This window comes from Burkholderia sp. E168m15, assembly GCF_016586105.1.
Classification (GTDB): Bacteria; Pseudomonadota; Gammaproteobacteria; order Burkholderiales; family Burkholderiaceae; genus Burkholderia; species Burkholderia orbicola.
On the sequence record NZ_BCPO01000066.1, the window covers coordinates 1 to 10,184 of the forward strand.

Below are 10,184 nucleotides of genomic sequence, written 5' to 3' on the forward strand. Positions count from 1 at the left end.
AGACCATCGACACGAGCCAGCCGGCGATCGCGCCGACCAGCCCGACATGGAGACCGGAAATCGCGACCAGGTGGCTCGTGCCCGTATTGCGCAGGACGCGCCAGTCGTCGTCGCCGATGCCCGACTGGTCGCCGATCGCCAGCGCGGCGACGATGCCGCGGTGCGCTGCATCGGCACCGAGCACGTCACCGATGCGTGCGCGCAGCGTGTCGCGCACCCGATCGATCGATGCACGCCATCCGGATGCGCGCGCATCGAGCAATACCGCCCGGCGCGGCGCACTGACATAGCCGATCGCACGAATGCCCGCGGCGAGCCACGCCGCCTCGCTGTCGCGCACGCCGGGATTGGCCTCGGCATGCGGACGCTTGAGACGCACGACGAAACGCCAGCGCTGGGCCGCCCGCAAATCGGGAAGCGCATCGCGTGTCGCGGATGCACCATACGCACGCCACGACAGCCGGATCAATGGTGGAAAACGGGTGAGCCCCGCATCGTTCGATTCGACCGCGAACAGCAGCCGCGCGCCTGTCTCGTCGACGACGGGCAACCCACGAATCACGCCCGTGACGACGATGTCGCGCCCTTCCCATTCCGCCGGCAGGCTGTCGCTCAAGCGCCATTCGGCTCGCGCGGCCGCATAGCCGAACCCCGCGACGCTGGCCGCGAGCGCCCACAGCATCCATCCGCATGCAACGACCGCACGCGTGCGCGGCCAGCGCACGCACCCCACACCGAGCGCCGCACAGCCCGCGAGCACGGCTGCTCCGACCGTCCATGCGACCGCCCCCGGCAACGCCGCCTGCCGCTGCAGCACGACGACGCCGAGCGCGAACGCGATCCACCCCACGCGCATTCCGCCTCCTCGTCGACCCGGCGCCACCCTGCCAATACGGCGCCTTCCGGCAACGATTATGCGGACGAAAGTGCGAGTCGCGGCAGCGCGGCGAGCGCGTTAGCCGAAGTGCATACGGCCAGTTCGCCAGTATCGAGCCCGCGCAATTCGGCGAGCACGGCGCCGATGCGCGGCACCTGGTCGGGCGTATTGCGGGATTTGTATGCCCATTCGGGCGCGATGTCGGGCGCGTCGGTTTCGACGACGAGCGCGTCGAGCGGCAACTCGGTGGCGAGCCGGCGGATCTGCCGCGCGCGCGCGAAGGTCACGTTGCCGCCGAAGCCGAGATGGAGGCCCTGCGCCAGATACGCTTCGGCCTGCTGGAAACTGCCGTTAAACGCATGCGCGATGCCGCGCCGCACGCCGAAACGGCGCAGCCCGGCCAGCACGCGGTCCTGCGACTTGCGCACGTGGCACAGCACCGGCAGGTCGAATTCCCGCGCCAGCCGGAGCTGGCCCTGGTAGAAGAATTGCTGCCGGTCTTCGTCGAGCCCCGGCACGAAATAGTCGAGCCCGATCTCGCCGATCGCGACGAATCGCGGATCGTCGAGGCTGGCCTCGATCTCCATGCGCAGCCGGTCGAGATCCTCGTCGCGCGCCTGCGGCGTATACATCGGATGGATACCGAGCGCGTACGCCGCGCCCGGCGTGCGCTGCGCGAGTTCGCGCACCGTCGTGAAGTTGTCGCGCCCGATGCTCGGGATCACGATGCGCGACACGCCGGCCGCGTGCGCAGCCTGCGCGACCGCGTCGCGGTCGGCGTCGAACTCGGCGGCATCGAGATGGCAGTGCGTGTCGATCCACATGGCAGCGGTCCTGCGTCGTTGCGCCGTGCCGCGACGAACCGGCGGCCGGCCAACGGCGTGGCTTTTTTACACCGGCAGCGCCGGCTCCTCGTGCAGCACCCCGTCGCGCAGCCGCATGATGCGGTCGCAACGCGCGGCGAGATCGGGGTCGTGCGTGACGATCACGAAACTCGTTTCGAGCGTCTCGGACAGTTCGAGCATCAGGTTGAACACCGTGTCGGCCGTCGTGCCGTCGAGGTTGCCGGTCGGCTCGTCGGCGAGCACGCACGCGGGCTTCGTGACCAGCGCACGCGCGATCGCGACGCGCTGCCGCTCGCCGCCCGACAGCTCGCCCGGCCGGTGCTTCGCCCGCGGGCCGAGACCGACGCGTTCGAGCATCGCCTGTGCCTGCTCGCGCGCGTCCTCGGTGGTCATCCGGCGGATGCGCAGCGGCATCGCGACGTTGTCGAGCGCCGTGAACTCGGGCAGCAGGTGGTGGAACTGGTAGACGAAGCCGAGCGCGCGGTTGCGCAGCTCGTTGCGCTCGCGTTCGGCGAGTTGCGTAAACGGCTTGCCGAGCAGCGACACTTCGCCGGCGCTCGGCTCGTCGAGCCCGCCCAGCACGTGCAGCAGCGTGCTCTTGCCGGAGCCCGACGCGCCGACGACCGCGAGCTTCTCGCCGCGCCGCACCGTCAGCTCGGTGTTGTTGAGCACCTGCACGTTGAAGCCGCCCTGCACGAACGCCTTCGTGATCCCGCGCGCCTGAAGCACGTATTCCTGCATACCTGCCGAATCCTGTCTGTTGTGTTGTTGTCGTGAATCCGCGAATGCGGCCGCGCGGTCATTCATAGCGCAGCGCCTCCGCCGGCTTCACCTTCGCGCCGCGCCAGCTCGGATAGAGCGTCGCGACGGCCGACAGCGCGAACGCGATCAGCCCGATCCGGATCACGTCGCTCGCGACGAGTTCGGACGGCAGCTCGCTGATGAAATACACCGACGGCGGCAGGAACTGCACGCCGAACAGGTGCTCGATCATCGGGATCAGCCACGGGATGCTCCACGCGATCAGGCAGCCGAGCGCGACGCCGGACGCGGTGCCGACGAAGCCGATCGTCACGCCCTGCACGACGAAGATCTTCATGATCGATCCCGGCTGCGCGCCGAGCGTGCGCAGGATCGCGATGTCCGCCTGCTTGTTGGTCACCGTCATCACGAGCGACGACACGAGGTTGAACGCGGCCACCGCGATGATCAGCGTGAGGATGATGAACATCATCCGCTTCTCGATCTGCACGGCCGAGAACCACGTCTTGTTCTGCTGGGTCCAGTCGCGAATGTACAGGCTGCCCGACAGCGTGTGCGACAGCTCGACCGCGACCTGCGGCGCCTTCTGCATGTCGGTGAGCCGTAGCCGCACGCCGGTCGGCGCGCTCATCCGGAACAGCGCCTCGGCGTCGCGGATGTTGATCATCGCGAGCGTGCTGTCGTATTCGTAGTGGCCCGATTCGAACACGCCGACCACCGTGAACTGCTTCAGGCGCGGCATCATCCCGGCCGGCGTGATCGAGCCTTCGGGCGCGACGAGCGTGACCTTGTCGCCGACCGTCACGCCGAGGTTGCCGGCGAGCGCGTCGCCGAGCACGATGCCGAACTGGCCCGGCACGAGCGCGCCGAGCTGGCCGGCCTTCATGTCCTTGCCGATGTCGGACACCTGCGGCTCGAGCGACGGCTCGACGCCGCGCAGCATCACGCCGCTCACGGCGTCCTGGCGCGTGAGCAGCGCCTGCGCGTCGACGTACGGCGCGGCGCCGATCACCGACGGATTGCGGCGCGCTTCCTGCGCGGTCAGTTGCCAGTCGGGCATCGACCCCGTCGGCGAGAACACCTCGACGTGCGCGAGCACCGACAGCATGCGGTCGCGCACTTCCTTCTGGAAGCCGTTCATCACCGACAGCACGACGATCAGCGCCGCGACGCCGAGCGCGATCCCGAGCATCGACACGAGCGCGATGAAGGAAATGAAGCCGTTGCCGGTCGTGCGTTTGCCGGCGCGCGTGTAGCGCCAGCCGATCTGCCATTCGTACGGAAGTTTCAAGCGAATCCTTTCTGCTGGTTACGGCGGGAGGCGCGCCGCGGCCGAACCGCCGCCGGGTGGTGGCCGGCAGCCCGGGCACGGTCGAAAAACGGCCGCCGGACGCGAACGGGCCGTCAGCCGGCCCGATCACGCGCGCAGTTTGCCATACAATGCGCACCATCATGCACGACCGACGCCTCCATTTTCTCGTTCCGTTCGCGCTGCCGTCGGCGGCCGATGCGGCCTCGTCCCTCCACACGCTGGACAGCCCCGCGCTCCAGAAGTTGCTCGCCCGCGCGAGCCTCGTCGAGCGCGTGGCCGGCGAGGACTTCCAGCGCACGCTGCCGCACGAGCGCTGGCTGGCCAGCCGGTTCGGCGCCACGCAGGGCAATGCCGCGGACGAGGCACCGCTCGCGCCCTACATGCTGCTGGCCGACGGCGGCGACCCCGGCACGCACGCGTGGGCGTGCGTCGAGCCCGTGCACGTCGAAATCGCGCACGATCACCTGGTGCTCGTCGATCCGGCCGCCCTCGCGCTCGACGACGGCGACGCGGCCGCGCTGCTCGCGGTCGCACGACCGCTGATCGAGGAACTGGGCGTACGGCTCGAAGCGCCGAACCCGGCGCGCTGGTATCTGTCGAGCGACCAGCTCGCGCGCCTCGCCGGCGCCGCGCCGCTGCGCGCCAGCGGCCGCAACATCGAGATCTGGCTGCCGCACGAGGCGCATACGGGAGAGCGCTCGCGGATGTGGATGAAACTGCAGAACGAAGTGCAGATGGCGTGGTTCCAGCACCCGGTCAACGAAGCCCGCGAGGCCCGGGGGCTGCCCGCCGTCAATTCGGTCTGGTTCCACGCGCAGGGCACGCTGAAGCCGGTCGGCAAGCCGTTCGCGCGCGTGCTGTCGGCGTCGCCCGCCGCGCTCGGCCTCGCGCGCGCCGCGCAAATCGAAGCCGGCAGCCCGCCTGCGACATTCCGCGCGCTGCCTGCCGCCGACGGCGCGACGCTCGTCGACCTGCCGGCGCTGACCACTCCGTTCATCGAGCAGGACTGGGCCCGCTGGCACGATGGCCTCGCCGCGCTCGAGCGCGACTGGTTCGCGCCCGCGCTCGCCGCGCTGCAGAACGGCGAGCTGGCGAGCGTGGATGTCACGCTGTGCGGCGACACGAGTTCCGTGACGCTGCACGCGACGCGCGGCGATCTGCGCAAGTTCTGGCGCCGCCGCGCGCTTGCCTCCCTGTTCGAATAACCAGCAGACCCCGAATGACCCGGATCGTTACCCGCCCCGTCGCGCCCGCCGACGCCGAAGCGCTTGCGCGCCACGGTCTGCACCCCGTCCTCGCGCGCCTGTACGCGTCGCGCGGCGTGCAGTCGCCCGTCGACATCGAGACCGCGCTCGCGCGCCTGGTGCCGCCCACCGAACTGAAAGGCTGCGCCGATGCGGCGGCGCTGCTCGCCGACGCGATCGCCGACAAGCGGCGCCTGCTGGTCGTCGCCGATTACGACTGCGACGGCGCGACGGCCTGCGCGGTCGCGGTGCGCGGCCTGCGGATGTTCGGCGCGCAGATCGACTACCTGGTGCCGAACCGCTTCGAATACGGCTACGGCCTCACGCCCGAGATCGTCGAGCTCGCGGCCGCGCGCAAGCCCGACCTGCTGATCACCGTCGACAACGGGATCGCGAGCGTCGCCGGCGTCGAAGCCGCGAACGCGCGCGGCATCGACGTGCTCGTGACCGACCACCACCTGCCCGGCGACGCGCTGCCCGCCGCGCGCGCGATCGTCAACCCGAACCAGCCCGGCTGCGCATTCCCGAGCAAGCACCTCGCCGGCGTCGGCGTGATGTTCTACGTGCTGCTCGCGCTGCGCGCCGAGCTGCGCCGCCGCGGCGCGTTCGCGAGCAAGGAAGCCGAGCCGCGCCTCGACGGCCTGCTCGACCTCGTCGCGCTCGGCACCGTCGCCGACGTCGTGCGGCTCGACGGCAACAACCGCGTGCTGGTCGCGCAGGGGCTGCAGCGCATCCGCAACGGCCGCATGCAGCCGGGCATCGCCGCGCTGTTCCGCGCCGCCGCGCGCGAAGCGCGCACCGCGTCGGGCTTCGACCTCGGCTTCGGCCTCGGCCCGCGCCTGAACGCCGCCGGGCGGCTGTCCGACATGTCGCTCGGCATCGAATGCCTGATCACCGACGACATCGGCCGTGCATGGGATCTCGCGCAACAGCTCGACGTGATGAACCGCGAGCGCCGCGAAATCGAGGCCGGCATGCAGCAGCAGGCGCTCGCCGATCTCGCCGACGTCGATCCGGCCGACGCGTGCACGATCACGCTGTTCAATCCCGCGTGGCACCAGGGCGTGATCGGCATCGTCGCCGGCAGGCTCAAGGAGAAATTCCACCGTCCGTCGTTCACGTTCGCGCACGCCGACGACGAAGGCAAGCGGGTCAAGGGTTCCGGCCGATCGATCGCCGGCTTCCACCTGCGCGACGCGCTCGACCTCGTGTCGAAGCGCGAACCGGACCTGATCGTCGCGTTCGGCGGCCACGCGATGGCGGCCGGCCTTACGCTCGACACCGACAACGTGCCGCGCTTCGCGGCCGCGTTCGAGGCCGTCGCGCGCGAATGGCTGTCCGATGACGCGCTGGCCCGCGTGATCGAGACCGACGGCGAACTCGAGGACGCGTACTTCACGCCGCAGTTCGTCGGCCTGCTCGACGAAGCCGTGTGGGGGCAAGGCTTTCCGGCCCCGCTTTTCTCGGGCGAATTCGACGTCGTGTCGCAGTCGCTCGTGAAGGAAAAGCACCTGAAGCTGCAGCTTGCGCGTGGCCGCCAGCGCTTCAACGCGATCTGGTTCAACCACACCGAGCCGCTGCCGGCGAGCGCGCTGGTCGCGTACCGGCTCGTCGCCGATACGTGGAACGGCGTCACGCGCGTCCAGTTGATCGTCGAACACGCGGCCGGCTGAGCAGGCCGACCGCGCCGCGACGCGCCGCCGCACGCGTGCACGCCGCGCCGGACGGGGCCGCCGACACGCGTACGGGCACCGTTTGCGTCACCGAGCAAGTTTGCCGATCAGCTATAATTCCGCTTTTTTACGAAGCCGGAACAGCGAACGATCATGGAAGCGGAACGTCTCAACGCGATCGAAAGCTCCCTGCTCGACCTGCGCAATCGCGCGGGCGAGCTTCGGGGGTATCTTTGACTACGACGCCAAAGCCGCGCGTCTGACCGAAGTCAACAAGGAACTCGAAGACCCGAACGTCTGGAACGATTCGAAGAACGCCCAGGCACTCGGTCGCGAGAAGAAGCTGCTCGAAGGCGTCGTCACGACGCTCACCGCGCTCGATAGCGACCTGCGCGACGCGCTCGACCTGTTCGAGCTGGCCCGCGAGGAAGGCGACGAAGACACCCTTCTCGCATCGGAAGACGACGCCGCGAAGCTCGAAGCGCGCGTCGGCGACATCGAATTCCGCCGGATGTTCTCGAACCCGGCCGATCCGAACAACTGCTTCATCGACATCCAGGCCGGCGCCGGCGGCACCGAGGCATGCGACTGGGCGTCGATGCTGCTGCGCCAGTACCTGCGCTACTGCGAGCGCAAGGGCTTCAAGGCCGAAGTGCTCGAAGAGTCCGACGGCGACGTCGCCGGCATCAAGAACGCGACGGTCAAGGTCACGGGCGAATACGCGTACGGCTTCCTGCGCACCGAAACGGGCATCCACCGCCTCGTGCGCAAGTCGCCGTTCGACTCGTCGGGCGGCCGCCACACGTCGTTCTCGTCGGTGTTCGTCTATCCGGAAATCGACGATTCGATCGAAGTCGAGATCAACCCGGCCGACCTGCGCATCGACACGTACCGCGCGTCGGGCGCGGGCGGCCAGCACATCAACAAGACCGACTCCGCGGTGCGGATCACGCACATGCCGACGGGCATCGTCGTGCAGTGCCAGAACGACCGCTCGCAGCACCGCAACCGCGCCGAAGCGATGGCGATGCTGAAGTCGCGCCTGTACGAAGTCGAAATGCGCAAGCGCCAGGCCGAGCAGGACAAGCTCGAATCGAGCAAGACCGATGTGGGCTGGGGCCACCAGATCCGCTCGTACGTGCTCGACCAGAGTCGCGTGAAGGACCTGCGCACGAACGTCGAAATGAGCAACACGCGGGCGGTGCTCGACGGCGACCTCGACGACTTCATCAGCGCGAGCCTCAAACAGGGCGTGTAAGCGCCGCGGCGCGGCCGGCCCGCGCCGCCCTTTCCGTTTGCGTTGCCGCACCCCACTCCGAATTCCGACCATCATGACCGAACCGACCCAAACGCAGCCCGCCGTCACGGCGGACGAAAACCAGATCATCGCCGAGCGCCGCGAGAAGCTGCGCGCGTTGCGCGAGCAAGGCGTCGCCTACCCGAACGATTTCCGCCCCGAGCACCACGCAGCCGACCTGCAGGCCAAATTCGCCGATTCGGACAAGGCCGCGCTCGAAGCGAACCCGGTCGAGGTGTCGGTGGCCGGCCGCATGATGCTCAAGCGCGTGATGGGCAAGGCGAGCTTCGCGACGGTGCAGGACGGCTCGGGCCAGATCCAGTTCTTCGTGACGCCGAACGACGTCGGCGCCGACACCTACGACGCGTTCAAGAAGTGGGACCTCGGCGACATCGTCGCCGCGCGCGGCGTGCTGTTCCGCACCAACAAGGGCGAGCTGTCGGTCCAGTGCAAGGAGCTGCGCCTGCTGTCGAAGGCGCTGCGTCCGCTGCCGGACAAGTTCCACGGGCTGTCCGACCAGGAAATGCGCTATCGCCAGCGCTACGTCGACCTGATCGTCACGCCGGAAACGCGCGACACGTTCCGCGCCCGCACGAAGACGATCGCGTCGATCCGCAAGTTCATGGACAACGCCGACTTCATGGAAGTCGAGACGCCGATGCTGCACCCGATCCCGGGCGGCGCGGCCGCGAAGCCGTTCGTCACGCATCACAATGCGCTCGACATGCAGATGTTCCTGCGCATCGCGCCGGAACTGTACCTGAAGCGCCTGATCGTCGGCGGCTTCGAGCGCGTGTTCGAGATCAACCGCAATTTCCGGAATGAAGGCGTGTCGCCGCGTCACAATCCGGAATTCACGATGATGGAGTTCTACGCCGCGTACACCGACTACCGCTGGCTGATGGACTTCACCGAGCAACTGATCCGCCAGGCGGCGATCGATGCGCTCGGCACCGCGACGATCCAGTATCAAGGCCGTGAACTCGACCTCGCGAAGCCGTTCCATCGCCTGACGATCACGCAGGCGATCCAGAAGTACGCACCGGACTACACCGACGGCCAGCTGTCGGACGACGCGTTCCTGCGCACCGAACTGAAGCGCTTCGGCGTCGACGTGTCGCAGCCGGCGTTCCTGAACGCCGGCATCGGCGCGCTGCAGCTCGCGCTGTTCGAGGAAACGGCCGAAGCGCAGCTGTGGGAACCGACGTTCATCATCGACTACCCGGTCGAGGTGTCGCCGCTCGCACGCGCGTCGGATACGGTGCCGGGCATCACCGAGCGTTTCGAGCTGTTCATGACCGGCCGCGAGATCGCGAACGGCTTCTCGGAGCTGAACGATCCGGAAGACCAGGCCGCGCGCTTCAAGAAGCAGGTCGAGCAGAAGGACGCGGGCGACGAGGAAGCGATGTTCTTCGACGCCGACTACATCCGCGCGCTCGAATACGGGATGCCTCCGACCGGCGGCTGCGGGATCGGCATCGACCGTCTCGTGATGCTGCTGACCGACAGCCCGACGATCCGCGACGTGCTGCTGTTCCCGCATCTGCGCCGCGAAGACTGACGCCCGCGACCGCGTGTGCGCCGCGCCCCGTGGCGCGCACGCGTCGGCTTTGTAACGACGCGTAAATCCCGCCAGCCGGCGTCTGCCGGCCTTCGATCCTCCCCTGTTTTATTCCCTTGTCGCGACGCCCTTCTCCGGGTTTTCCCGGTAGCAAGCGCTGATCCCGCGCTGCAATTCGTTACACCTTGATACGGCGCGCCGCTGGGCCGTGGACGACACTCCTGTTGCGTCACCACGCATGACCACGGGACCAGAACGAGGCGCCGGAACGCCGAGTCTGCTCGCTCCCGAGCGTGGGATCCTGCTCCGGCGCAGCGCGCCGATGCGGATCGACCTTGGAGAAAAAAATGGACAATCAGACTCAGACCACGCCGCAAAAGCAACGCCTCCACCCGCTGATCGCCACCGCAGCGGGCGCCGTTATCGTCGCCAGCCTCGCGGCGACGGCAGCGATCACGGGCGTCTTCCCGAAAGCCACCAGCAGCAATGAACAGAATGGCCAGACCCAGGCCGCGCTGATCGCGTCGCAACCGGCCGTCGATACGGCCGCGGCCGCCAGCGCCGCGCTGGCCGCGCAAGCGCAGCGGCAAGCCGCGGAACAGGCCGCCGCGCA

Annotated in this window: 8 protein-coding genes and 1 pseudogene; 5 read left to right on the forward strand and 4 right to left on the reverse strand. The window is 68.7% G+C overall.

What is annotated here, in order from left to right; translation table 11 throughout:
• The 4 genes from JMF86_RS10460 to JMF86_RS10475 all read right to left on the reverse strand — a co-directional run.
• Positions 1-856: ComEC/Rec2 family competence protein (locus JMF86_RS10460; RefSeq protein WP_201316988.1), on the reverse strand; the 856-nt coding region annotated here is incomplete at its 3' end.
• Between the two features lie 56 nt (positions 857-912).
• Positions 913-1,701, reverse strand: a complete 789-nt coding sequence (locus JMF86_RS10465; protein WP_012328815.1) for a TatD family hydrolase — start codon at positions 1,699-1,701, stop codon at positions 913-915.
• A gap of 66 nt (positions 1,702-1,767) precedes the next feature.
• Complete coding sequence (lolD, locus tag JMF86_RS10470) at positions 1,768-2,463, reverse strand: lipoprotein-releasing ABC transporter ATP-binding protein LolD (protein ID WP_034174517.1); 696 nt, start codon at positions 2,461-2,463, stop codon at positions 1,768-1,770.
• A 58-nt stretch (positions 2,464-2,521) separates the two neighbouring features.
• Entirely contained in the window at positions 2,522-3,775 is a 1,254-nt protein-coding gene (locus JMF86_RS10475) for a lipoprotein-releasing ABC transporter permease subunit (RefSeq protein WP_006483000.1), read from the reverse strand.
• A gap of 161 nt (positions 3,776-3,936) precedes the next feature.
• Here JMF86_RS10475 and JMF86_RS10480 point away from each other — a divergent pair, with 161 nt between their 5' ends.
• The 5 genes and pseudogenes from JMF86_RS10480 to JMF86_RS10500 all read left to right on the forward strand — a co-directional run.
• Positions 3,937-5,001, forward strand: a complete 1,065-nt coding sequence (locus JMF86_RS10480) for a regulator (RefSeq protein ID WP_156349308.1) — start codon at positions 3,937-3,939, stop codon at positions 4,999-5,001.
• Between the two features lie 14 nt (positions 5,002-5,015).
• Positions 5,016-6,713 carry a single-stranded-DNA-specific exonuclease RecJ gene (recJ, locus tag JMF86_RS10485; protein ID WP_054927960.1) on the forward strand — a complete coding sequence of 566 codons (1,698 nt, stop codon included), beginning with the start codon at positions 5,016-5,018 and terminating at the stop codon, positions 6,711-6,713.
• Positions 6,714-6,866: 153 nt separating this feature from the next.
• Positions 6,867-7,971, forward strand: a protein-coding gene (gene prfB, locus JMF86_RS10490; RefSeq protein WP_102961735.1) for a peptide chain release factor 2 whose coding sequence is annotated in 2 segments (ribosomal slippage) — positions 6,867-6,947 and positions 6,949-7,971 — 1,104 coding nt in all. Because the reading frame shifts where the segments join, the coding sequence is not laid out codon by codon here.
• Between the two features lie 73 nt (positions 7,972-8,044).
• Positions 8,045-9,571 carry a lysine--tRNA ligase gene (gene lysS / locus JMF86_RS10495; protein ID WP_006478395.1) on the forward strand — a complete coding sequence of 509 codons (1,527 nt, stop codon included), beginning with the start codon at positions 8,045-8,047 and terminating at the stop codon, positions 9,569-9,571.
• A 347-nt stretch (positions 9,572-9,918) separates the two neighbouring features.
• Positions 9,919-10,184 (forward strand): annotated as a pseudogene (locus JMF86_RS10500) (hypothetical protein); the annotation flags it as partial.